The organism is Pseudomonas sp. Mn2068 (assembly GCF_049319725.1).
In the GTDB taxonomy this organism is placed as follows: domain Bacteria; phylum Pseudomonadota; class Gammaproteobacteria; order Pseudomonadales; family Pseudomonadaceae; genus Aquipseudomonas; species Aquipseudomonas gingeri.
The window spans coordinates 141,083-163,573 of the sequence record NZ_JBMOUG010000005.1; the positions used below are offsets into that span (position 1 = coordinate 141,083).

22 protein-coding genes and 1 pseudogene are annotated in these 22,491 nt (G+C 64.8%); 19 read left to right on the top strand and 4 right to left on the bottom strand.

Annotated elements, in window-relative coordinates; genetic code table 11:
- Positions 1-65: 65 nt before the first annotated feature.
- Positions 66-926 carry a hypothetical protein gene (locus ACL9RJ_RS13765; protein WP_017129084.1) on the bottom strand — a complete coding sequence of 287 codons (861 nt, stop codon included), beginning with the start codon at positions 924-926 and terminating at the stop codon, positions 66-68.
- 247 nt (positions 927-1,173) lie between these two features.
- On the opposite strand from ACL9RJ_RS13765, the gene ACL9RJ_RS13770 reads away from it, so the two are divergent.
- The 4 genes from ACL9RJ_RS13770 to ACL9RJ_RS13785 all read left to right on the top strand — a co-directional run bounded on the left by ACL9RJ_RS13770 (position 1,174) and on the right by ACL9RJ_RS13785 (position 5,922).
- Positions 1,174-2,049 (top strand): helix-turn-helix domain-containing protein, encoded by an 876-nt coding sequence (locus ACL9RJ_RS13770; RefSeq protein WP_017129083.1) that lies wholly within the window; start codon positions 1,174-1,176, stop codon positions 2,047-2,049.
- Between the two features lie 190 nt (positions 2,050-2,239).
- On the top strand, positions 2,240-3,256 hold the full coding sequence (locus tag ACL9RJ_RS13775; protein WP_422765344.1) for an iron ABC transporter substrate-binding protein: 1,017 nt from the start codon (positions 2,240-2,242) through the stop codon (positions 3,254-3,256).
- 69 nt (positions 3,257-3,325) lie between these two features.
- A complete protein-coding gene (locus tag ACL9RJ_RS13780; RefSeq protein ID WP_422765427.1) occupies positions 3,326-4,870 on the top strand; it encodes an ABC transporter permease in 1,545 nt (514 codons plus the stop codon).
- On the top strand, positions 4,867-5,922 hold the full coding sequence (locus ACL9RJ_RS13785) for an ABC transporter ATP-binding protein (RefSeq protein ID WP_212810909.1): 1,056 nt from the start codon (positions 4,867-4,869) through the stop codon (positions 5,920-5,922). Before ACL9RJ_RS13780 ends, ACL9RJ_RS13785 begins: the two co-directional genes overlap by 4 nt.
- Here ACL9RJ_RS13785 and ACL9RJ_RS13790 read toward each other — a convergent pair.
- Both ACL9RJ_RS13790 and ACL9RJ_RS13795 read right to left on the bottom strand, forming a co-directional pair.
- A complete protein-coding gene (locus tag ACL9RJ_RS13790) occupies positions 5,919-7,640 on the bottom strand; it encodes a hydrogenase maturation protein (protein ID WP_422765345.1) in 1,722 nt (573 codons plus the stop codon). The two genes, ACL9RJ_RS13785 and ACL9RJ_RS13790, sit on opposite strands and share 4 nt — an antisense overlap.
- A 123-nt stretch (positions 7,641-7,763) precedes the next feature.
- Positions 7,764-8,816: a GlxA family transcriptional regulator gene (locus tag ACL9RJ_RS13795; protein WP_017129078.1), complete on the bottom strand. Its 1,053-nt coding sequence runs from the start codon at positions 8,814-8,816 to the stop codon at positions 7,764-7,766.
- Positions 8,817-8,999: 183 nt separating this feature from the next.
- Between ACL9RJ_RS13795 and ACL9RJ_RS13800 the strand changes: the two genes are divergently transcribed.
- From ACL9RJ_RS13800 to ACL9RJ_RS13825, 6 genes and pseudogenes are all read left to right on the top strand, one after another.
- Positions 9,000-9,800: a DUF1460 domain-containing protein gene (locus ACL9RJ_RS13800; protein WP_017129077.1), complete on the top strand. Its 801-nt coding sequence runs from the start codon at positions 9,000-9,002 to the stop codon at positions 9,798-9,800.
- A gap of 247 nt (positions 9,801-10,047) precedes the next feature.
- Positions 10,048-10,617 (top strand): annotated as a pseudogene (locus tag ACL9RJ_RS13805) (DNA polymerase ligase N-terminal domain-containing protein); the annotation flags it as partial.
- A gap of 86 nt (positions 10,618-10,703) precedes the next feature.
- Positions 10,704-11,744 (top strand): hypothetical protein, encoded by a 1,041-nt coding sequence (locus ACL9RJ_RS13810; RefSeq protein WP_017129075.1) that lies wholly within the window; start codon positions 10,704-10,706, stop codon positions 11,742-11,744.
- A 17-nt stretch (positions 11,745-11,761) separates the two neighbouring features.
- Positions 11,762-12,517, top strand: a complete 756-nt coding sequence (locus tag ACL9RJ_RS13815; RefSeq protein ID WP_377651098.1) for a PIG-L deacetylase family protein — start codon at positions 11,762-11,764, stop codon at positions 12,515-12,517.
- Positions 12,514-13,113, top strand: coding sequence for a class I SAM-dependent methyltransferase (locus ACL9RJ_RS13820; protein ID WP_017129073.1), 600 nt, complete (start codon positions 12,514-12,516; stop codon positions 13,111-13,113). Before ACL9RJ_RS13815 ends, ACL9RJ_RS13820 begins: the two co-directional genes overlap by 4 nt.
- The gene (locus ACL9RJ_RS13825; protein WP_017129072.1) at positions 13,110-13,787 is read left to right on the top strand and encodes a glycosyltransferase; all 678 of its coding nucleotides are present in this window, start codon (positions 13,110-13,112) and stop codon (positions 13,785-13,787) included. The genes ACL9RJ_RS13820 and ACL9RJ_RS13825 overlap by 4 nt, the downstream gene beginning before the upstream one ends.
- 27 nt (positions 13,788-13,814) lie before the next feature.
- Here the strand turns inward: ACL9RJ_RS13825 and ACL9RJ_RS13830 are convergent, their stop codons facing one another.
- Positions 13,815-15,104, bottom strand: coding sequence for an MFS transporter (locus tag ACL9RJ_RS13830; protein WP_042936816.1), 1,290 nt, complete (start codon positions 15,102-15,104; stop codon positions 13,815-13,817).
- Between the two features lie 380 nt (positions 15,105-15,484).
- Here ACL9RJ_RS13830 and ACL9RJ_RS13835 point away from each other — a divergent pair, with 380 nt between their 5' ends.
- From ACL9RJ_RS13835 to ACL9RJ_RS13875, 9 genes are all read left to right on the top strand, one after another.
- Positions 15,485-15,736: a DUF4160 domain-containing protein gene (locus ACL9RJ_RS13835; RefSeq protein ID WP_042936813.1), complete on the top strand. Its 252-nt coding sequence runs from the start codon at positions 15,485-15,487 to the stop codon at positions 15,734-15,736.
- Entirely contained in the window at positions 15,720-16,139 is a 420-nt protein-coding gene (locus ACL9RJ_RS13840; RefSeq protein WP_017129069.1) for a DUF2442 domain-containing protein, read from the top strand. The genes ACL9RJ_RS13835 and ACL9RJ_RS13840 overlap by 17 nt, the downstream gene beginning before the upstream one ends.
- Before the next feature lie 150 nt (positions 16,140-16,289).
- Positions 16,290-16,961 (top strand): GntR family transcriptional regulator, encoded by a 672-nt coding sequence (locus tag ACL9RJ_RS13845; RefSeq protein ID WP_017129068.1) that lies wholly within the window; start codon positions 16,290-16,292, stop codon positions 16,959-16,961.
- Between the two features lie 109 nt (positions 16,962-17,070).
- The gene (locus tag ACL9RJ_RS13850; RefSeq protein ID WP_042936810.1) at positions 17,071-18,003 is read left to right on the top strand and encodes a 4-hydroxyproline epimerase; all 933 of its coding nucleotides are present in this window, start codon (positions 17,071-17,073) and stop codon (positions 18,001-18,003) included.
- Positions 18,000-19,115, top strand: a complete 1,116-nt coding sequence (locus tag ACL9RJ_RS13855) for an NAD(P)/FAD-dependent oxidoreductase (protein ID WP_017129066.1) — start codon at positions 18,000-18,002, stop codon at positions 19,113-19,115. The genes ACL9RJ_RS13850 and ACL9RJ_RS13855 overlap by 4 nt, the downstream gene beginning before the upstream one ends.
- Complete coding sequence (locus ACL9RJ_RS13860; RefSeq protein WP_017129065.1) at positions 19,108-19,344, top strand: (2Fe-2S)-binding protein; 237 nt, start codon at positions 19,108-19,110, stop codon at positions 19,342-19,344. The genes ACL9RJ_RS13855 and ACL9RJ_RS13860 overlap by 8 nt, the downstream gene beginning before the upstream one ends.
- The gene (locus tag ACL9RJ_RS13865) at positions 19,341-20,597 is read left to right on the top strand and encodes an NAD(P)/FAD-dependent oxidoreductase (protein WP_017129064.1); all 1,257 of its coding nucleotides are present in this window, start codon (positions 19,341-19,343) and stop codon (positions 20,595-20,597) included. The genes ACL9RJ_RS13860 and ACL9RJ_RS13865 overlap by 4 nt, the downstream gene beginning before the upstream one ends.
- 74 nt (positions 20,598-20,671) lie before the next feature.
- On the top strand, positions 20,672-21,421 hold the full coding sequence (locus tag ACL9RJ_RS13870; RefSeq protein ID WP_017129063.1) for an AraC family transcriptional regulator: 750 nt from the start codon (positions 20,672-20,674) through the stop codon (positions 21,419-21,421).
- 246 nt (positions 21,422-21,667) lie between these two features.
- Positions 21,668-22,486, top strand: a complete 819-nt coding sequence (locus ACL9RJ_RS13875; RefSeq protein ID WP_422765350.1) for a transporter substrate-binding domain-containing protein — start codon at positions 21,668-21,670, stop codon at positions 22,484-22,486.
- Positions 22,487-22,491: the final 5 nt, after the last annotated feature.

Here is a 22,491-nt window from a genome sequence, read left to right on the forward strand (position 1 = left end):
GTGCCGCAGTCTACGAACAAATGAGACGAGATGTCTAATTTTTGATACTGATTCATCAAAAAAAATCACAAGTGCCACTCGATATTGACCGAGAGCGCATCGGTACCCACACCAGGCCGGTCATGATTACCGAATTTGTTTCGCCAGTATTCGTAGCCCGGACCGATCCACAGCACATTGCTGGCGCCCCAGCCAAGTCGGCCGACATCCAGCATCAGCGAGGCGCGCATCAGTTGCTCGGGCGCCGTGGACTGCTGCTGGTAATCGTCTCCCTTGCTGCCGTTGAGCAGGTAATAACCCTGGAACTTGAGCGGTAACCCGGCCACGGCAAAGGGCACGCCCCAGTTCACATTGAACTGGTAATACGGGGCGAACAGGATCTCGTTGTGATTCCCCGGCCTGTCGCACGCATCCAGGCCGCAATGATTCCATTCCCTGGCGTAGTAGAGGCTGGCGTCGACAAACCCGGCCGGCAGGGCGAACTTGACGGTCGGACCGAACACCAGCATGCGCTTGTTGGGGCCGAAGGCGTTGTCCTTGTCGTTGTAGTCAAAGCCGGCCGTCAGGGCCAGGTCCCGCACCGGACCGAACGCCAGTGGCGTGCCGAAGACCTTTCCATACTGCATCTGGTTACGGTAAGTCACGTAGACCTCGGTGGCGCCGCTGCCGCCACCCTTTGCCGGATCGCTGCGATCGGACTTGAACACATCCAGGTTGACGAAATTCTGCCCCAGCGAATAACCGCTCACATGGGACACCTGCAGAATCTGCTTGGCGACATCTCCGCCATTGCCCGGCTCTGTGTAATGGGCGCTGTAGCGATAGCCGACCAACGTATCGCCCCAGGCCAGCGGAGCCAGCAGGCAAATCGAGGGGACAAGGGACAAAATCGAGACGAACGAAGGCACTGCGAATACATGACGCATGGGGTGAGCTCCGATTTCTTATAGTTATGGGCACAGCGCGACGAGCCAATCAGATAGACATGGCCAAGCCTTTTTTGTATTTTTTAGACGAGTAAATTTATCTCGTCTAAATATTGATACAGACAAGCCCGATACAGGTCAAGAAATTTCCTTGTGCGTGCCGCGACCTTTTCCTTGACGGTCGCCACCGCAACAGATGGAGCTATTGGCTGCCACCCACGGACGCGTTCAGACTTTCGGAGCCACAGTGAGCCAAATCGACTACCAAGCCATCGGCGAGCGCCTCAGGGCCTACCGGATCGGACGCCAGATGAATGCCGACCAGGTGGCGGAAAAACTGGATATTTCCAGGGCGGCGGTGTATCGCCTGGAACTGGGCAAGATCGTCAAGCTCGAAACCCTGGAGCGGTTGGCCGAACTGCTGAACGTCTCGTTCAACAGCCTGCTGGGTTCGGATACCGAGTACTTCGACAACGCCCTGGGCTACTTCGAACGGATGCGCCAGCTCGAAGCTCGCTCCACCCGCATCCAGTCCTACTTCGACCCCTTCTCCTATCTGCTGACCACACCCGAGTACTCCGAGCTGTTCAGGACCATGCTCGATGAAGCGCGCCCCAACGACTTCGATGCCCGCCAGGACGCCATGCAGACGCAGATCCTCGATATTCTCAACGAGCGCAAGGCAACCTTCTCCAAACAGAATTTCGAGGTCCACTCGATCATCAGCCTGCGCCAGATAGAACGCTACCTGCACATCGGCCTGGTGGGCCGGCTGGACCTGCCCACCAGTGTGAGAATGGAAAGAGCCCTGCTGGCCCGTCGTGAGATAGAGCACCTGATCGAGAAGATCGGCAGCGACGGCGGCCGCGTGAATATCTACCTGATCGATGAAACCCTGCCCAGTGCGACCTTCCAGATTTTCCAGCAGGCACACACCAGCTATGTCGCCGTCAGCCCCTATCGGCTGGGCGAACTGCCCAATATTCATACCGGAATCGCCAGCGTCACCTCTTCCCCAGAAGCTGTGGCGATGTACAAGAACATGACTCAGGGCCTGCTCAAGCGCGCCCACAGCGGTGACGCCGCGAAAAACCAGTTGAGCCGGCTGCTGGCCAAGCTCTGAGTCTCAATCAAAATACAAACGACATCGATTAACGGTTTATTTGACGTTTTTTTCTCATCTCGCGCTCTACATTCCCGCCCGGACAAACATGCGAATGATTCCTATTGTTTAACTGGACCGGCGAATCGGGCGCAAACGCACCTGCCAACGCCTGCCACACATTCAACAAGACCGCAGGAGCTTCCTCCCAATGATTTCCCGTCTCCCCTCGTTTCTCAAGACCGCCCTGGTGGCCACCGCGTTGCTGAACGCAGGCCACGTCTACGCGGCGCCCAGTGCCGATGGCATCGTGGTCTACAACGCCCAGCACGAAAGCCTGACCAAGGCCTGGATCGATGGCTTCACCAAGGAAACCGGGATCAAGGTGACCCTGCGCAACGGCGATGACACCGAGATGGGCAACCAGCTGGTGCAGGAAGGCGACAAGTCTCCGGCGGACGTGTTCCTCACCGAGAACTCCCCGGCCATGGTCCTGGTGGACAACGCCAAGCTGTTCGCCCCGGTCGCGCCGACCACCCTGGAACAGATCGGTGCGGCCTACCGTCCGGCCCACGGCAACTGGGTCGGCATCGCCGCCCGCTCCACCGTGTTCGTCTACAACAAGAGCAAGCTGACCGAAGCGCAATTGCCCAAGTCCCTGCTCGACCTCGCCTCGCCCCAGTGGAAAGGCCGCTGGGCCGCGTCACCGGCCGGTGCCGACTTCCAGGCCATCGTCGCCGCCGTGCTGGAGCTCAAGGGTGAAGCCGCGACCCTGGACTGGCTCAAGGCAATGAAGACCAATGCCTCGATCTATCGCGGCAACAGCGCCGTGCTCAAGGCGGTCAATGCCGGGCAGGTCGAAAGCGGCGTGATCTATCACTACTACAGCTTCGGCGACCAGGCCAAGACCGGCGAGAACAGCAAGAACACCTCCCTGCACTACTTCAAGCACCAGGACCCGGGCGCCTTTGTCAGCACCTCGGGCGGCGGCGTGCTCAAGTCCAGCAAGCACCCGGAAGAAGCCCAGGCATTCCTCAAGTGGGTCACCGGCAAAGGTGGCCAGGCAGTCCTCAAGAACGGCAACTCGTTCGAATACGCGGTGGGCGTCGACGCCGAGTCCAACGCGAAACTGGTGCCGCTCAAGGATCTCGATGCGCCGAAGGTCGATGCCTCGAAGCTCGACAGCAAGAAGGCCGTGGAACTGATGACCCAGGCCGGAATCCTGTAATTGATCCAGGAGTCCATTCCCCCTCTGGACCCCGCCGCAGTCGCTCACGCGCCTGCGGCGCTTTCGCGTCTGCGCTCCAGAAAACGCTTCGGGCACCAGGGCAATCCCTGGATCATCGGGCTGTCGCTGCTGGTGTCTTTGCTGGCGTTACTGCCCATCGCCTTCGTGATCCTCTCCACCTGGCAAACCGGCTGGGCCACACTCGAAGCACTGGTCTGGCGCCCGCGAGTGGCCGAGTTACTGGTCAACACCCTGTTGCTGATGGTCATCACCATCCCCCTGTGCGTGGCGCTGGGACTGGCCCTGGCCTGGTTGACCGAACGCACCGACCTGCCCGGCCGCCGCGCCTGGTCGTTGCTGGCAACCGCACCGCTGGCCGTGCCGGCGTTCGTCCACAGCTACGCCTGGGTCAGCCTGGTGCCACCGATCCATGGCTTGTTCGCCGGTGTGCTGGTCTCGGTGATCGCCTATTTCCCGTTTCTCTACTTGCCTATTGCCACCACCCTGCGCCGTCTCGACCCGGCCATCGAGGATGTCGGCGAGTCCCTGGGACTCAAGCCCCGGGCGGTGTTTTTCCGCATCGTCCTGCCGCAACTGCGCCTGGCGATCTGCGGCGGCGCGCTGCTGGTGGGCCTGCACCTGCTGGCCGAATACGGCCTCTATGCGATGATCCGCTTCGACACGTTCACCACGGCGATCTTCGACCAGTTCAAGTCGACCTTCAGCGGCCCGGCAGCCCATACCCTGGCCGGTATCCTGGCGCTGTGCTGCCTGTTGCTGCTGACCGTCGAATCCGCCGCCCGGGGCAAGGCGCGTTATGCCCGGGTCGGCTCCGGCAGCGCGCGACAGCAACGCACGGTACGGCTCGACCGCACCACCACCGTACTGGCCATGAGCATTCCACTGATCAGCAGCGTGCTCGCCCTCGGCGTGCCCTTGATCACCCTTGGCAACTGGCTGATCGCCGGGGGGCGTGAGGTCTGGCAACTGGACGAATTGCTGCCGGCCCTGGAACAGACGCTGCTGCTCGGTGCCGCCGGGGCGCTGCTGACCACCTGTGCGGCGGTGCCCGTGGCCTGGTTGTCGATCCGCTCGCCGGGGCGCCTGTACCGCCTGCTGGAAAGCTGCAACTACATCACCAGCTCCCTGCCCGGCATCGTGGTCGCGCTGGCCCTGGTCACGGTGACCATCAGCTTTGCCCGGCCGATCTACCAGACCTCGCTCACCGTGCTGCTGGCCTACCTGCTGATGTTCATGCCCCGCGCCCTGGTGAGCTTGCGCGCCGGTATCGCCCAGGCGCCGGTAGAGCTGGAAAACATCGCCCGCAGCCTGGGGCGTTCGCCGGCCCGGGCCCTGTGGTCGATCACCCTGCGCCTGGCCGCGCCCGGCGCCGCCGCCGGAGCGGCACTGGTGTTCCTGGCGATCACCAACGAACTGACCGCCACCCTGCTGCTCGCGCCCAACGGCACGCGCACCCTGGCTACCGGCTTCTGGGCACTGACCAGCGAGATCGACTACGCCGGGGCCGCGCCCTACGCCTTGATCATGATCCTGCTGTCACTGCCGCTGACCGGGCTTCTCTACTACCAATCCAAACGCACGGCGGGCCGATGAACGCTCTGGAACTCCATTCCCTCTACAAATCCTTCGGGACGCAGTCGGCCCTGGAAGACATCAACCTGTCGATCGCCACCGGCAGCCGCACGGCCATTGTCGGGCCTTCCGGCTCGGGCAAGACCACCCTGCTGCGGATGATCGCCGGTTTCGAATTTCCCGATGCCGGCAGCATCCTCCTCGACGGCCAGCCGCTGGTGGACGCCAGGACCCAGGTTCCGGCCCACCAGCGCCTGATCGGCTATGTCCCGCAGGACGGCGCGCTGTTCCCGCACATGACGGTGGCCGACAATATCGGCTTCGGTCTTTCCGGCAAGCCGGCCACGAAACAGCCGCGTGTCGCCGAACTGATGGAACAGGTGTCCCTGGACGCGCAGATGGCCGGACGCTGGCCTCACGAGCTGTCCGGCGGCCAGCAGCAACGGGTCGCCCTGGCCCGGGCACTGGCGCAACGACCACGGCTGATGCTGCTGGACGAGCCCTTCTCCGCCCTCGATACCGGGCTGCGCGCGGCGATGCGCAAGATGGTCGCGCGACTGCTGTCGGACGCCGGTGTGACCACCATCCTGGTCACCCACGACCAGGCCGAAGCGCTGTCCTTTGCCGACCAGTTGGCGGTGATGCGCAAGGGTCGGCTGGTGCAGGCCGGGCCACCGATGGATCTCTACCTGCGCCCCGACGATGCGGACACCGCGCTGTTCCTCGGCGATGCGGTGATCCTGCCCGCGCGGGTCGATAACGGCTGGGCAGACTGCGACCTGGGACGGATTGCAGTGAATGACGAAGGCAGCCACGGCGAGGCACGGATCATGTTGCGCCCCGAGCAGTTGCAACTGAGCACGCCGGGAGCGGGCCAGGTCGATGGCAATGCCTGTGCCGCCGTGGTGACCGACTGCGATTTCGGCGGCAACACCTGCACCTTGACGGTGGAACTGCGGAGTCCGGACAAGCGCGCGCTGCTGGTGCGCAGCACGGGCATACAGGCCCCGAGGGTCGGCAGCCAGGTGCTGGTGTCGACCCTCGGGCATGCCCATGTGCTAGGGGCCGGTTAACAGATCAGCACCCCGCTCGCCGCCCGGGCCGGCCGGGCCCAGGGCGCAATCAGGCGCTCGGGAGTGTCGCAGGCTCTGCGTTTGAGCACGAAGTTGCGGCACTTCTCGGCGAAGTGGTGACGGTCCTGCACCATGTCCTGCTGCATCTGTGCCAGCTCCAGGTCACGGCAGAACTCCATCGATTCCAGGTCCGGTGCGAGCTTGTCTTCCCGCGCCAGTTGCGGCTTGTCGACCAGGCCCTGGGCCTCGGCCATCAACCACTCGCCAAAGGCCCGCGGACAACGCGGTCCGACGCCCTGGACCAGGCCCATCGCCAGCGCCTGGGCGGTGCCGAGCGGCAGGCATTCCTGGGTCAGTTGCAGGGCGCGCTCGCTGCCCACCGCGCGCGGCAGGCTGTAGGTCCAGTATTCGGAGCCGTAGAGGCCCATGGTCTTGTAGTGCGGATTGAGCACGATGCCGTCGCGGGCCAGCACCACATCCGCCGCCAGCGCCAGCATCACCCCGCCGGCCCCGGCACTGCCGGTCAGGCCACTGATCACCAGTTGCCGGGCCCCCAGCAGTTCACGGCAGACATCGTTGATCGCGCGGATATTGGCCCAGGCCTCGAGCCCCGGCACCACGGCCGCCTGGATCACGTTCAGGTGCACGCCATTGGAGAAACTGCCGTGGCCGCCGCGAAACACCAGGACCCGGGTGTCCTGCGCCTTGGCCCAGCGCAATGCGCTGACCAGCCGGCGACATTGCTCGGTGCTCATGGCGCCGTTGTAGAACTCGAAGGTCAGCTCGCCGACCGCGCCGACCCGGCGATAACGAATCGGCTGGTAGGCCTCGACGCACTGCGGATCGCTGGCGATCGACCAGTCCAGGGTCGGCACCTGGTCCAGGCGTCCGGCCAGCACATGCCGGGCCGGGCGCTTGAAAGTCTCCTCGCCGGCAGCCGGTTTGCGCCGCAACGCGCCGATCCACAGGCTGCGATCACCGGTGGCGACCAGCACGGCGTCATCATGCACCGCCAGCAATTGGCCCGGCGTGCCGCAGCGGCGGTCCAGGTGAGCGTCATACAGGTAGTACTGTTCGCCCTGAAGGCTGGCAAGCACGCCCGGCTGACCATCGGCGGCGTCGATGCGGCGCTTGATGAAGGTGGCGCTGTCATGCCAGTTGAAGCTGCGATCGCTCTGTTTCATGTTCGGCTGCAGGCGCCCGAATACCCGCGGCGAGCCGTAGTCCAGCGGGGTCGGCACAAAGTCCGTTGCATGCTTCGCCACCACCTCGTGTATGCATGCCAGGGCGGCATCGGCCACGGGGCCGTTGTACAACTGCGACTTGCGCACTTCCTCGGGCATGTCGAACTCGCGAGTCGCCCAGATCGCGCCGCTGTCCATCTCCTCGGCGGCCTGCAAGGCGGTTACGCCCCAGCGCGGCAACTGCCGGGTGATGGCCCAGTCCAGGGCACTGGCCCCCCGATCGCCGACGATTCCCGGGTGGATGATCACCACCGGACGCGTGGCGTCGCGCCACAGGCGTTCGGGGACGCGATCCTTGAGAAACGGACAGATCACCAGGTCCGCCCCGGTGTGTTCGATCTGCCGGCACACCTCATCCCCATGGGTGAACAACACCACGCTGGGTTCATGACCGGCCTCACGCAGCGACAGCCAGGCACGCTGGGTAAGACCGTTGAACGCCGACGCCAACAGAATGATTTTCAATGAACGCATGACTACCTCCTCCTTGAGCGTGTACCGGGCCCCTTGCTCCCACGAGCAATCCCTGGCCCGGCTGGAGTGGCTACAGTAGCGCTGTCACGGGAGTCGGCCTTGATCGAGGTCAAGGCCAGGGGTTCAGCGATGGCGGGCGCGGGCCTCGCTGGCGGTATGGCCGAAGAAGTCGCGGAAACAGCGGCTGAAGTGCGCCGAGCTGACAAAGCCGCAGGCAGTGGCGATGGTGATCACCGATTCGTTGGTCTGCAGCAACAGTTGCCGTCCCCGGGTCAGGCGCAGTTCCAGGTAATAGCGCTTGGGCGAGCTCTGCATGAACTGCTGGAACAGCCGGTCCACCTGGCGCCGCGACAGATTGACGTAGGCGGCGAGCTGGTCGAGTTCCAGCGGATCCTCGATATTGTTTTCCATCAGGTCCAGCAGTCCTTGCAGGGCCACCGGCAGGCGCGGATCGCGGGACACCCGGGCCAGCGGCATGTTGTCGGTCTGCTCGCTGCGGTCGCAACTGAGGATGGCCTCGATACCGCGCACCAGCTCATCGCCCTGCTGCGCGCGAATCACATTGAGGATCAGGCCAAGGGCACTGTTGGCCCCCGCGCAACTGATCAACCCGGCGTCGACGACATAGGGCTGCGGCAACAGTCGCACGGTGGGGCAGATTTCCATCAGTCCGGCGCGGTTCTCCGGATGCACGGTGCAGGCCCGGTCGTCCAGCAGGCCGGCATGGGCCAGCTGGAAGCAACCGTTCCACAGACTGCCCAGTTGCATGGAACGCTGGGCACACTGGCGCAGCTTCTCCACCAGCCTGCCAGCCGGCTGCAACGGGCTGCGCAAGCCGCCGCAGACGATCAGCAGGTCCGCGCCATCGGGACGCAGGTCGGCAATACAGCCATCGGCGGCAATGGTGATGCCCAGGTCGCAGGTGATCTGCGGGTGATCGATACCGAAGGTCTTCACTTCATACAACGCCGCCCGCCCCAGCAGATTGGCGGTGACCAGGCCATCCAACGCACCGGTGAAGGCCATCATCGAGAAGTTGTCCAGCAGCACAAAGGCAATCCGCCGACCGAGAACCGGCGCGACCTTTTCCTGGCCCGCCTCGTTCAGATAGGCGAGATTCAGCGTCTTGAGGCTGCGACTGAATTGGCGATGCCCCGTCGGGGGTGATTCGGACATGAATGAAGGCGCTCAGGGAAGACCGGGGAAACTGGCATCGGCCAGAATATCGCGTTCGCCCCGTGGGATGAAAGCCGTCCGGAAAACGCTCATCCCGTCCACCTGCAGTTTTTTTTGACAGCCGCCGTCGCGAAGAAAACAATGGCCGTCGGCACGCACCCCCTCGTGCCCACCGGAGACTGTATGAGCAAGATGATGTCAGTGTTGTCGGGCCTGGTGCTTGGCCTGATGCTGACCGGTTTCACCAGGCCGTCTGTCGATGCCCCGCTCAAGCTGGACGACTACACCCTGGGCAAGATCAAGCTGATCGAATCGCGGTTGGGCCGGGACACCCACACCGATCCCGGCGAGAGAATCAACGAGATCTCCGCCAGCTTCCTCGGCACCCCCTATGTGCCGCACATGCTGGTCGGCTCGGCGACCTCGGCGGAACAGCTGGTGATCGACTTCCGCGGGCTGGACTGCTTCACCTACCTCGATTACGTCGAAGCGCTGCGCAAGTCCGACAGCGTGCCGCGCTTCATCGAAAACGTGGTCCGCACCCGTTATGAGCAGGGCGATATCAGCTACCTCAAGCGCAAGCACTTCTTTACCGACTGGGCCCACGCCACGCCCCTCAATGCCCGCGACGTGACCAGCGAAACCAGCCCGGCCGCCACCACCGTCACCAAGGTCCTCAAGACCCCGCTGGACAATGGCCAGTCCGGCCAGTCGGCGGCGCAGGTGACGCGGGCGATCAGCTACATCCCCAGCGAATTCGTCGACGACGCGGTGATCAGCCGCTTGAAGACCGGTGACTACATCGGCATCTACACCCCGGCCGATGGCCTGGACGTGACCCATACCGGGATCTTCATCATGACCGACAAGGGCCCGGTACTGCGCAACGCCTCCGCACGGTCGAGCAGCTACAAGGTGGTGGATTCGCCGTTCCTCGCCTACGTGAAGAAAACCCCGGGGATCGTCGTGCTGCGGGCGTTGTAGACACAGCGCCCCCGGCCTTTTTCTGCCTGCCCCGCGACCCGGCTGCACCTGTCCCCTGCGCCGCGATCGACGCCAGCCCTGCCCTCGGGCACACCCCGCCCCCGCCCCACTGCTCCTTCTGACCGGTCGGTGATCTGGATTGAACTCCTGAATCGGCGACCTTTCACAATGCTTGGAAGGGGCAGGCTTTATCCGCCAGCCCGGTATCGAATCGGCACCCTCGCGTGTCGGGTTCCGGAGACGCGCCATGGGCAGATCCTTGCAGACCTATCAGGACAAACGTGATTTCGCTGCCACGCCGGAGCCCAGTGGCGATGCCCGTGAACAGGCGCGTCAGGCGGCCCATGCCCTGAGCTTCTGCATCCAGAAACACGATGCCAGTCATCTGCATTACGACTTTCGCCTGGAACTCGATGGCGTGCTGAAAAGCTGGGCGATTCCCAAGGGGCCGTGCCTGGACCCGACAGTGCGCCGGCTGGCCGTGCACGTCGAGGACCATCCACTGGACTACGCCGACTTCGAGGGCAGCATTCCGCCAGGACACTACGGTGCCGGCGAGGTGATTGTCTGGGACCGTGGCCTGTGGCTTCCCGAGGGCGACCCGCACCAGGGTTATGCCCAGGGCAGACTGAATTTCACCCTGCAAGGCGAGAAACTCGGCGGTCGCTGGACCCTGTTCCGCACACAACTGCCGGGCAGGAAGGAACAGTGGCTGCTGGTGAAATCCCAGGACTCGACCGCCCGTTCCCAGGACCAATACGACGTGCTGAAGGCGCGGCCGGACAGCGTCCTCAGCCAACGCACGCTGGTCGAACGGCCCCATGGCAAGCCGCGCCAGAACCCGAACGCGGTAACGGACAAACCCTCGGCACTGAAATAGTCGCCACCTCCAGGAGCATGACCATGACGGTTTTCAAGGATGAGCTGGCGGCGTCCGGCGAATGGCTCGAAGCCTTCGGTGAGCGCAAGCAGCCCCTGCAACTCGACACCCACCTGCAAGAGATCATGCAACGTTGCCTGGCTTCAGGCGAGGCCGACCTGCCCTTGCCGGGCAGCGGGCATACCCTGCAACGCTGGCGTTCATTGGCGCGAGTCGCCGGTATCGACCTGGCCCTGGCCAAGCTTTACGAAGGCCATACGGATGCCACGGCGATCCTCGCCGAACTGGGTGCGCAGGCTCTGGACCGCGGCGGTATCTGGGGCGTCTGGGCCGCCGAACCGCCCACGGCACGAGCACGCATCGTCTCGCGCGATGACACCGGGGTACGGCTCGCCGGCAGCAAGGCCTGGTGCTCCGGCGCCCTGCAGATCGACCATGCACTGATCACCGCCTGGGATGAAGATGACCAGCCTCAACTGGTGGCCCTGTCCCTGGAGCAACCGCAGTTGCGCTTCCAGCGCGAGGACTGGCAGGCCTGTGGCATGGGCCTCACGGCCAGCATCACGGTGGAGCTGGAACAGAGCCTCGGCCGCTGCGTCGGCCCCCGCAACGGCTACCTCGAGCGGCCGGGTTTCTGGCAAGGCGGTGCCGGGATCGCCGCCTGCTGGTATGGCGCCGCCCGGACCCTGGCCGACTACCTGCGGGCCCACTGCGCCGGACCGCGCGAAGATCCTCACGCGCTGGCTCATCTCGGCGCCGTGGAGGCGGCCCTGCAAGGCGCCGCGGCGACCCTGCGCGAATGCGCCAGCTGGATCGACGGGCATCCGCATGCGGATGCCGAGTTTCGCGTACGGCAGACCAGGGCCACCGTGGAAGCCGCCGTGGAGCAAGTGCAGTGGCATGTCGGCCGGGCGTTGGGAGCCACGCCGTTCTGCCGCAGCCCACGCTTTGCCCGACTGAGTGCCGATCTGCCGGTGTTCATTCGCCAGAGTCACGCGGAGCGGGACCTGGCGCAACTCGGCCGCCTGGCGGCGCAAGGCGCGCCACGGGACTGGCAGCTATGAACCGGCCGGCACCGCTCGTGCCCAATCCCATCCAGGCCCCCGGCACGTCGCTGCAGCAATGGCAGGGATCGCGGCGCTTGCGCTCGGTCCCGACGATCACCCGGGAAGCATTGCTGGAACCGGGTCGGCGCCTGGTGATTGTCGCCCCGCATCCGGATGACGAAGTGCTGATGTGCGGCGGGCTGCTGGCCAGCCTCGCCAGCAGCCCAGCCGACCTGTTGCTGATCTCGGTCACCGATGGCGAAGGCAGCCATCCACACTCGACGCTCTGGCCTGCCGCTCGCCTGCGGGCGGTGCGTCCTCGCGAAAGTACCGAGGCCCTGGCGCGGCTCGGTATCGATTGTCGGCACCTGCCGTGGCTACGACTGGGCCTGGCCGACGCGCAGGTCGCGGCCAGCGAAACCAGCCTGGTGCGCCAACTGCGAGACATCCTGCGGCCCGGCGACCAACTGCTGACGACCTGGCGCCACGATGCCCACTGCGACCATGAAGCCGTCGGCCGGGCGTGCGCGGCAGCGGCGCAGGATTGCCACGCGACGCTATTGGAAGTCCCGGTCTGGGCGTGGCACTGGGCAAGCCCGGAGGATCCACGGCTGCCCTGGGCACGGGCCCGCAAACTCCCCCTGGCCCCCCACGCCATCGCCGCCAAGAGGCGGGCCATCGAGGCGCATGCCAGCCAACTCGCCGCCGACCCCAGTACCGGCGCCACGGCCATCCTGCCACCGGCAGTGCTGGAACGCCTGCTGCAACCCTTCGAGTTGTTTTTCCGATGAGCCTGCCCGCCGATTACTTCGAACAGCTCTTCAGCGCCAGCCAGGACCCCTGGGCCTTTCGTACGCGCTGGTACGAGACCCGCAAGCGCCAGTTGACCCTGGCGACGTTGCATCACCAACGCTACGCCCGGGTCTTCGAACCGGCCTGCGCCAACGGCGAACTGAGCGTCGCCCTGGCGCCGCGCAGTGACCACCTGCTGTGCATGGACGCCAGCCCCACGGCCACCGAACTGGCGCGGCAGCGCCTGCAAGGCCAGGCCAACGTCGAAGTCCGCCACGGCTACCTGCCCCGCGACTGGCCCGAAGGCCGCTTCGACCTGATCGTCCTCAGTGAAATCGGCTACTACCTTGATCCGGCTGACTGGCAGCACGTCATTGCCAAGGCCTGCGACAGCCTCCGCGTCGGCGGTTCGATAGTCGCCTGTCACTGGTTGAACCCCATCGCCGGCTGCCCCCAGGACGGACGACAGGTACATCGCCTGCTGGAATCGCATCCGGCCCTGCATCGCTCGGTACGCCATGAAGAAGCGGACTTCCTGCTCGAACACTGGTGTACCGAACCCTATGTCATCGACCTCGAAGAGGAAACCTTATGATCGGTGTTGTCATCCCCGTGCACAACGAACAAGCCCTGCTGCAGGCCTGCCTGGAGTCATTGGCCGCGGCCGCGCGGGAGGCACGGGATGCCGGTGAAAAAGTCGAGATCCTGGTAGTCCTGGATACCTGTAGCGACGACTCCGGACTGATCGCCCAGGCCTGCGGGGTACGCACCCTTGAGGTCAGGCAGGGCAATGTCGGCTTCGCCCGGCGCGCGGGCGCGGCCTACATGCTGGAGCGCGGCGCCCGCTGGCTGGCCTGCACCGATGCCGACAGCACCGTGCCGCAGAACTGGCTGCTGCGCCAATTGGCGTTCGACGCCGACGCGGTCTGCGGTACGGTCAGGGTCGACGACTGGGCGGCAGAACACAGCCCCGCGGTGCGCCAGCGCTACCAGCACCTGTATCACGCCGAAGAAGGCCACCGGCATATCCACGGGGCCAATCTGGGCATCCGCGCCGACGCCTATCGACGTGCCGGCGGCTTCAAACCCCTGCCCGCCCATGAAGACGTGCACCTGGTGCAAGACCTGCAACGCAGCGGCGCCCATATCGTCTGGACCGCCCTCAACAGCGTGAAGACCAGCAGCCGCCTGGACAGCCGCGCCCGCGGCGGCTTCGGCGATTACCTGAAGTCACTGGGCGAAGACAGCTCGCTACCGTCGCACTCATGACACCGACACTCACCTGCCCACCCGACTTCATCGGAAGTCTCCCACCTGACGCCGGTGCCCCTTGCCGGCAAGGCGCACGGCCTGGTTGAGCCCGGCACACACCACCAGCAACGCCCCGGTGACGAAAAACACCGCGTGCAAACCGATATGCGCGCCCACCTGCCCTCCCAGCAAAGGCCCGACCACCTGCCCGGTGAACTGCGCCGATTGCAGGTAACCGAGCATTTTCCCGGACTCGCGCTCGTCGACGGACTGGCGCACCAGCTTGGCGATCGACGGCAGCAGCCCGGCGAGGGTCATCCCCATCAGTCCGCGCAACAGCGCCAGTTGCCACCACTGGCTGACAAAGGCCTGCGGCACCATCACCAGGCCCGTCGCCAACAGGCAGCCGATGATCACGGGCCAGGCCCCTACCCGGTCCGCCAGGGCGCCCAACCGTGCGGCGGTGAGTACGCTGCCCAGGGCCGAGGACGCCATCACCACGCCCGCCACCCGGGTCAGTTGCTCGGCCGGCACATCCAGTTGCGCGATAAACACGGTGATGATCGGCTCGATGGACATGTTCGCCAGCAGCACCATCATGGCCGTCAGCAGCAACGCCACGATGACTGAACGCCGGGTCGTCGATACACCGTCGCCGCTCGCCTGGAGCTTGCGGCCATCGACGCCGCGCTGGAAGTCCTCGCGCACCAGCAGGATCACCAGCAACGCCGTCACGGCGATCAATCCGCCACCGACAAAGAAGGTCCCGCGAATGCCGACCCAGATCGGCAGGAAACCGCCCACCAGCGGCCCGACCAGATTGCCCGCCAGCGCCCCGGTAGAGAGGATGCCCAGGGCCCAGCCGGCGCGCTCGCGAGGTGCCTGGGTGCCGACCATCACGATCGATGCCGAGGCAAAGCCACCGATCAATCCGGCAATCAGGCGCAGCACCACCAGCTCGACGACGCTGTGGGCGACACCGATCAGCGACATCACGATCGCCATGCCGATCGCCGCCCGTACCAGCATCGCCTTGCGTCCGTAACGATCAGCCAGCCGCCCCCAGAGCGGCGCGGTCACCGCCGTGCCGAGAAAGGTCGCGCTGAAGGCGATCCCCGACCATTGCACCACCGCGGCGGGCGACTCTGCCCCGAGCTGCTGCACATACAACGGCAGGAACGGCAGCAGCATGCTCAGGCTGACCAGCGTGGTGAAGGAGCCGAATACACAGATCGCCAGGTTACGCCGCCAGTACGGGGCATTTCGTTGTGCGTAGGAGGATGACGGGGAAGGGTTCTCGGTGGTGGGTCGAACGCTGTTTTCAGATCGGTTCATGGCAAGGATTCGCAGGTCCGGAGTCGGGCCAAGGGCAGCGACTCGAGGCGAGTCCCACACCTCCAGCGGGTGCCGGACAGCGCCGGCAAACCACTGTATTGGCTGTTCCGATGCGGATAAACGGCCATGGTGGATTTTGAGTCATTCCTCGATGTAATCAATGGTTACTCATTTATCAGCCGGAAAAAGACCCGTCCGATTGCCGCCACACGGCGCCTGACACCCCGGTCATCGCGCCTGCAAATATCGAGAAATACCTGAGATGACGCAGCCCGTCCTGAGCCCTCTAGCCTCAAGGAGGCCGGCAAAGAACATCAACCCAAAGCTGCCGTACATCGGTTACTTTTTAAAAACCCAAACGGATAGGTTAATCTCGAATCATGGTCACAACAGCTCGATTTGAAGACATACGGATAGTGATCTACTCCAACGACCACCGACCTTGCCATGTGCATGTCATGACCCGGGAAGATGAGGCGGTGTTCTACCTCAGATGCCCGGAAGGTCCGCCGGAACTGAGAGAAAATCACGGGTTTTCGTACAAGCGACTGAAGCTGTTGAGTGCCCGGTTGGCCGCCGATCTGGCCTATCAATGCAAGCAGTGGAGGGAGATCCATGGTGACTTTGACTGAACTCGAGTTTCAACAAGCGAACCGATCCGCAAAAGCGTTCCAGGCAAAAGCTCCACGCGCGGAAAAAGCCGGCTACGACACCGAAACCGGTTGCGTCGTCATCGGCCTCGATTCCGGGGTCAGCCTGTCGTTCCCGCCGCGACTGGTCGAGGGCCTGGCCGATGCCAAGGCTGCGGACCTGGTTCAGATAGAAATCAGCCCGACGGGCCAGGGATTGCACTTTCCGGTCCTGGACATCGATATCCATCTGCCCTCGCTGATTCAGGGCGTGCTCGGCAGTGCCTCGTGGATGGCCAGCCAACTGGGCAGCAAAGGCGGCTCGAAATCGACGCAAGCCAAGGCCCGCGCCGCCCGGGAAAACGGCAAGCTGGGCGGACGTCCACGGAAAACCTCGCTCCTGTGATGCAGATGGGGCGCCTTGCGCAGGCGCCCCCGCCATCGCGTCACTGCCCGGCCCATTTGCGACATCGGCGCGTGCGTCTGCATCGAAGACAGGAAAACAAAACGTTTTTTGTATACCATATCCCTTTCTTCCCTTTCGAATGACCGCGCCGTGACCCTACCCAAGCTCAACCTCCCGGACCTGGGCAATGCTCCTTCGACCTCGGAGATCATTACCCGGCACCTGCGCGATGCCATCGTCGCCGGCAATTTCGCCGAGGACGAACCGATTCGCCAGGACGAAATCGCCCGCCAGTTCAACGTCAGCAAGATTCCCGTGCGCGAGGCGCTCAAGCGCCTGGAAGCCGAGGGCCTGGTGATGTTCCAGCGCAACCGCGGGGCGATGGTCACGCGCCTCTCCGAACCCGAACTGGCGCAGATGTTCGAAGTGCGCATGCTGCTCGAAGACAAGGTGCTGCGCCTGGCCATCCCGAACATGACCGAAGAGACCTTCACCCGCGCCGAACGCATCTGCCAGGAATTCGTCGGCGAGAATGACATCGGGCGCTGGGCCGAACTCAACTGGGAACTCCACGCCTGCCTCTACGAACCGGCGCGACGACCATTCCTGGTCAGCCTGATCCGTTCGGTCAACGACAAGCTGGAACGCTACCTGCGCCTGCAGATGAGCCTTTCCGCCGGCAAGGAACGCGCCGACCACGAGCACCGCGATATCATCGAAGCCTGTCGCGCCCGTGATGTGGAACAGGCAGTGAAACTGCTCGACGAGCACATCGCCGGGGTTTGCGCGACGCTGCTGGAGCACCTGCCGCGCGCCCACTGATCCCGCCATCACTGTGCTGATTTCGTCATGAGGGTCCGGTAAAAGCATCAAGCCGGACACCCCTCCCACAGGCCACTCTGCGAACTCCTTCATTCGACAGTGGCCTGCCATGCAACGAATCAGCGTGATCGACTCTCATACCGGCGGCGAACCCACCCGCCTGGTGACCGCCGGTTTTCCCGACCTGGGCCGTGGCAGCATGGCCGAGCGCCGCCAGCGCCTGGCCGAAGAATACGATGCCTGGCGCGCCGCCTGTGTCCTCGAACCACGCGGCAGCGATGTGCTGGTCGGCGCGCTGTTGTGCGAGCCGGTGAACCCGGCAGCCACCGCCGGGGTGATCTTCTTCAACAACACCGGCTACCTCGGCATGTGCGGCCACGGCACCATCGGCCTGGTCGCCTCGCTGGCGCATCTGGGCCGGATCGAACCGGGCATCCACGCCATCGAAACCCCGGTGGGCACGGTGCATGCCACCCTTCACGAAGACCGTTCGGTCAGTGTGCGCAATGTCCCGTCCTACCGTTATCTGCGAGCGCTGGCCCTGCAGGTGCCGGGCCTCGGCGAGGTAGTCGGCGATGTCGCCTGGGGCGGCAACTGGTTCTTCCTGATCGCCGACCATGGCCTGGACGTCACCAGCGACAACCTGGAGGCGTTGACCGCCTACACCTTCGCCGTGCAGCAGGCCCTGGAACAACAAGGCATCCGTGGCGAAGACGGCGGCCTGATCGACCATGTCGAACTGTTCGCCGACGACGCCCGGGCCGACAGCCGCAACTTCGTGCTCTGCCCTGGCAAGGCCTACGACCGCTCGCCCTGCGGCACCGGCACCAGCGCCAAGCTGGCGTGCCTGGCGGCCGATGGCAAGCTGCAGCCGGGACAGGTCTGGCGCCAGGCCAGTGTGATCGGCAGCGAATTCGAAGGTTCCTATGAGGCCGACGGCGAACGCATCGTGCCGACCATTCGCGGGCGCGCCCATATCAGTGCCGAAACGACCCTGATCCTCGAACAGGACGATCCGTTCGCCTGGGGCATCCGCCTGTGAACGAAGGCACGGCAGCCGACATTATCGTGATCGGTGCCGGGATCGTCGGCGCCGCCTGTGCCCAGGCCCTGGCGAAGCGGGGCCTGAGCGTGCTGGTGCTGGATGCCGGCCTGCCCAATGCCACGGCGGCGGGCATGGGCCACCTGCTGGTACTCGACGACAACCCGGCGGAGTTGGCCCTGTGCCAATACTCCGTGCAACGCTGGCGCGAGGTCGCTGCCGAGCTTCCCGAAGGCTGCGCCTACCGCAACAACGGCACGCTGTGGATCGCCGCCAACGCCGAGGAAATGGCCGTGGCCCAGGCCAAGCACGCCAACCTCCAGGCCCATGGCATCGCCTGTGAACTGCTCGGCAACCAGGCCCTGCGCGAACGCGAACCGCAGCTGCGCGAAGGCCTTGAAGGCGGCCTGCTGATCCATGGCGACGGCATTCTCTATGCCCCGGCCACGGCTCGCTGGATGCTCGAAACCGCCGGTATCCGTCAGCGCCGGGCACGGGTCAGCGAAGTCGACGGCAACCGCGTACGGCTCGACAACGGTCATTGGCTCAGCGCCGGGGCGGTGGTCCTGGCCAATGGCGTGCAGGCCAACGAACTGTGCCCGGAACTGCCCATCGAGCCGAAGAAAGGCCACCTGCTGATCACCGACCGTTATCCCGGCAGCGTCACCCATACCCTGGTGGAACTGGGTTATGTCACCAGCGCCCACAACGCCAAGGGCCCCTCCGTCGCCTGCAATATCCAGCCGCGGCCCACCGGCCAGTTGTTTATCGGCGCTTCACGTCAGTTCGGCACCCGCGACCTGCAGGTCGAAGGCTGGATGCTGGCGAAGATGCTCAAGCGTGCCGTCGAATACCTGCCCGGGTTGGCCCGGCTGAATGCGATCCGCGCCTGGACCGGCCTGCGTGCCGCCAGCCCGGACGGCCTGCCGCTGGTGGGCCAGCACCCGCAACGCGAGGGCTTGTGGCTGGCTGTCGGTCATGAAGGCCTGGGCGTGACCACCGCCCCCGGCACCGCCGACCTGCTGGTCGCCCAGTTGCTCAACGAAACGCCGCCCCTGGCTGCCGCCGCCTATCTGCCGCAACGCTTTCTCGGAGCGCCAATCCATGCCTGAACTGACACTGGACGGTCGCGCCCTGCGCGTCGCCGAAGGCACCACCGTAGCAGCGGCCCTGGCCCTGGGCGGTGACGGTTGCAGCCGTACCTCGGTCAGCGGCCGGCGTCGTGCGCCGCTGTGCGGCATGGGCATCTGCCAGGAATGCCGGGTCAGCATCAATGGCGATCGACGCCTGGCCTGCCAGACCCTCTGCCAGGACGGCATGCACGTGGAGACCCGACCATGATGGCGTTTGCCGACCTGCTGATCATCGGCGCCGGGCCGTCGGGCATCGCCGCCGCCCTGGCCGCCGCCCCCAGCGGCGCGCGCATCGCCATCATCGACGACAACCCGCTGGCCGGCGGACAGATCTGGCGCGACGGCCCGCAGGCCAAGTTGCCGCCCCAGGCCCGAGCACTGCGCCAGCGCCTGCAGGCCTGTGACAATGTGCGGCATTACCCCGGCACCCGGGTGATCGCCAGCACCGGCCCGAAACACCTGCTGCTGGAAGACTCGCAACGGGGCTGGCAGATCGGCTACGACAAGCTGATCCTCTGCACCGGCGCCCGCGAACTGCTGCTGCCCTTCCCCGGCTGGACGCTGCCCGGGGTTACCGGTGCCGGCGGCCTGCAAGCGCTGATCAAGGGCGGCCTGCCGGTTGACGGTGAGCGCCTGGTGATCGCCGGCAGCGGACCGTTGCTGCTGGCCAGCGCCGCCACCGCCCGCCAGGCCGGGGCACAGATCCTGCGAGTTGCCGAGCAGGCCTCACTCACCTGCGTCGGTACTTTTGCCGCGCAGTTGCCACGCTGGCCCCACAAGGGGTTGCAAGCCTTCGGCCTGTTCGACCGGCATTACCGCACCGACAGCCACGTGCTTGCCGCCCTGGGCAGCGAGCGCCTGGAAGGTGTGCGCCTGCAACAACGGGGCAAGATCGTCGAGCTGGCCTGTGAGCGCCTGGCCTGCGGCTTCGGCCTGATCCCCAACACCCAGCTCGGCGAGGCCCTGGGCTATGCCCTCGACGGCCACGCCCTGGCCGTCGACACCTGGCAGACCAGCAGCCTCGCCGATCATTACGCAGCCGGTGAATGCACCGGTTTCGGCGGCAGCGAACTGGCCCTGGTGGAAGGTGCGATTGCCGGCCATGCGGCGGTCGGCGAGCGCGACGCGGCGCGGCGCCTGTGGCCGGTCCGGGCACGCTGGCAGGGTTTCGCCGACACCCTGAACAAGGCCTTTGCCCTCGACCCGCGACTCAAGGCCCTGGCCGAACCCGACACCCTGGTATGCCGTTGCGAGGATGTCACTTATGCCGCCCTGCAAGGTCATCGCGACTGGCGCGAAGCGAAGCTCGCTAGCCGTTGCGGCATGGGCGCCTGCCAGGGCCGGGTATGTGGCGGCGCGGTCCGGCACCTGTTCGGCTGGCAACTTCCAGCACCGCGCCCACCGTTCAGTCCGGCGCGGATCGACACACTGTCGTGTCTCGACGACACCCCGCCGGCATGAATAGCGGCACGGGGGTTTCGGCGACGCCGGAGGATCTCTATGATCCCGAGAGTTGCCGCCAGACGCCCGACGCCATGCATGCCTCGCTTACCCGTTTCAAGCCCTGCGACCTGCCGATCCTGCTGGACAGCCTGAGTGCCATCGCCCCCCTGCTCGATACCCTGGCGGACGTGGTGTTTTTCATCAAGGACAGCGAGGCGCGCTACGCCTTCGTCAACCAGACCCTGGCCCGGCGCTGTGGTTTCAAGCAGCCCGGCGAGCTGCTGGGACTGACCGCCGACCGGGTCTTTCCGGAACGTTTCGGTGCCTCCTATACCGAGCAGGATCGGCGAGTGCTGAGCAGCGGGCGCGAGCTGGCCGACCAGTTGGAACTGCACCTTTATTACGGCAACCAGCCGATCTGGTGCCTGACCCACAAGGTCCCCCTGCGCGACCCGCAAGGGCGGGTCGTCGGCCTGGCGGGGATTTCCCGCGACCTGCAACTGCCGCAATCGAACCACCCGTCCTTCCAGAAGGTCGCCGCGGTGGACGCGCACATCCGCGAGCACTTCGCCCAGCCCATCAGCCTCGCCGAACTGACGCGGATCGCCGGCCTGTCGGTGGCCCAGCTGGAACGTCACTGCAAGCGGATCTTCCAGCTCACCCCACGACAGATGATCCACAAGGCCCGCCTGGAAGAAGCCGCGCAATTGCTGTTGCACACCGACCTGCCGATCACCGAGATCGCCCTGCGCTGCGGTTACACCGACCACAGCGCCTTCAGCCGCCAGTTCCGCGCCCTCACCGGCCTGTCGCCAAGCCATTACCGCGAAACCCATCGCTGATCGCCGTGTTCCTGCGCCGTGTTCCTTTAAGGGGCGCGCGCAGCGAAACGTGCTCCCTTCTGTAACACCCCACACCCCGATAAAAGCGGGCATCTACGCCCTTATCAGCCGACAAACCCTCTAACCCGTGGGCCGGTGAAGAATTCATGTTCTAACGTGGAAACAGGCACAGTCATTGCTAATATAATATCGTATACGAAATTCATAATACGAAAGCCAACACCACTTACCGATAACGAGGCATCCATGAAAAATCCCGTTTTTGCCGTAGCGCTCAGTGTGGTTCTCAGTTCGTCCTTTATCGCCACGGCCCAGGCCGACAAGCTCGATGACATCATCGGCTCCGGCAAGCTGCGCTGCGCGGTGACCCTGGACTTCCCGCCGATGGGTTCGCGCGATGCCAGCAACAAGCCGGTGGGCTTCGACGTCGACTATTGCAACGACCTGGCCAAGGTCCTCGGGGTCGATGCCGAGATCGTCGAGACGCCATTCCCGGATCGTATTCCCGCGCTGGTCTCGGGCCGTGCCGACGTGATCGTCGCCTCCACTTCCGACACCCTCGAACGGGCCAAGACCGTCGGCCTGACCATTCCCTACTTCGCCTTCCAGATGGTGGTGCTGACCCGCGAAGACACCGGTATCAGCAAATACGAAGACCTCAAGGGTCGCCCTGTCGGCAACACCAGCGGCACCTATGAAGCCATCGCCCTGGAAAAAGACCAGAAGAGCTGGGGCACCGGCAGCTTCCGCGCCTACCAGTCGCAGAACGACACCATCCTGGCCGTCGCCCAGGGCCATATCGATGCCACTGTCGTCACCAACACCGTGGCCGCGGCTACGCTTAAGTCAGGCAAGTACAAGGGCCTGAAGGTCGCCGGCAACGCCCCCTACGTGATCGACTACGTCTCGCTGGGTGCCAAGCGCAACGAGTACGGCCTGATCAACTACCTCAACCTGTTCATCAACCAGCAGGTTCGTACCGGACGTTACAACGAGCTGTTCACCAAGTGGGTCGGGACCGATATCCCATCGGCCGACCTGACCGTGCCACACGTCTACTACTGAGGAAA

Bases quoted from the DNA above. Each gene is read 5' to 3' on its own strand.
- ACL9RJ_RS13765 (WP_017129084.1), bottom strand. From the start codon at position 926: ATGCGTCATGTATTCGCAGTGCCTTCGTTCGTCTCGATTTTGTCCCTT.
- ACL9RJ_RS13775 (WP_422765344.1), top strand. From the start codon at position 2,240: ATGATTTCCCGTCTCCCCTCGTTTCTCAAGACCGCCCTGGTGGCCACC.
- ACL9RJ_RS13785 (WP_212810909.1), top strand. From the start codon at position 4,867: ATGAACGCTCTGGAACTCCATTCCCTCTACAAATCCTTCGGGACGCAG.
- ACL9RJ_RS13790 (WP_422765345.1), bottom strand. From the start codon at position 7,640: ATGCGTTCATTGAAAATCATTCTGTTGGCGTCGGCGTTCAACGGTCTT.
- ACL9RJ_RS13795 (WP_017129078.1), bottom strand. From the start codon at position 8,816: ATGTCCGAATCACCCCCGACGGGGCATCGCCAATTCAGTCGCAGCCTC.
- ACL9RJ_RS13800 (WP_017129077.1), top strand. From the start codon at position 9,000: ATGAGCAAGATGATGTCAGTGTTGTCGGGCCTGGTGCTTGGCCTGATG.
- ACL9RJ_RS13810 (WP_017129075.1), top strand. From the start codon at position 10,704: ATGACGGTTTTCAAGGATGAGCTGGCGGCGTCCGGCGAATGGCTCGAA.
- ACL9RJ_RS13820 (WP_017129073.1), top strand. From the start codon at position 12,514: ATGAGCCTGCCCGCCGATTACTTCGAACAGCTCTTCAGCGCCAGCCAG.
- ACL9RJ_RS13825 (WP_017129072.1), top strand. From the start codon at position 13,110: ATGATCGGTGTTGTCATCCCCGTGCACAACGAACAAGCCCTGCTGCAG.
- ACL9RJ_RS13830 (WP_042936816.1), bottom strand. From the start codon at position 15,104: ATGAACCGATCTGAAAACAGCGTTCGACCCACCACCGAGAACCCTTCC.
- ACL9RJ_RS13835 (WP_042936813.1), top strand. From the start codon at position 15,485: ATGGTCACAACAGCTCGATTTGAAGACATACGGATAGTGATCTACTCC.
- ACL9RJ_RS13840 (WP_017129069.1), top strand. From the start codon at position 15,720: ATGGTGACTTTGACTGAACTCGAGTTTCAACAAGCGAACCGATCCGCA.
- ACL9RJ_RS13850 (WP_042936810.1), top strand. From the start codon at position 17,071: ATGCAACGAATCAGCGTGATCGACTCTCATACCGGCGGCGAACCCACC.
- ACL9RJ_RS13860 (WP_017129065.1), top strand. From the start codon at position 19,108: ATGCCTGAACTGACACTGGACGGTCGCGCCCTGCGCGTCGCCGAAGGC.
- ACL9RJ_RS13865 (WP_017129064.1), top strand. From the start codon at position 19,341: ATGATGGCGTTTGCCGACCTGCTGATCATCGGCGCCGGGCCGTCGGGC.
- ACL9RJ_RS13870 (WP_017129063.1), top strand. From the start codon at position 20,672: ATGCATGCCTCGCTTACCCGTTTCAAGCCCTGCGACCTGCCGATCCTG.
- ACL9RJ_RS13875 (WP_422765350.1), top strand. From the start codon at position 21,668: ATGAAAAATCCCGTTTTTGCCGTAGCGCTCAGTGTGGTTCTCAGTTCG.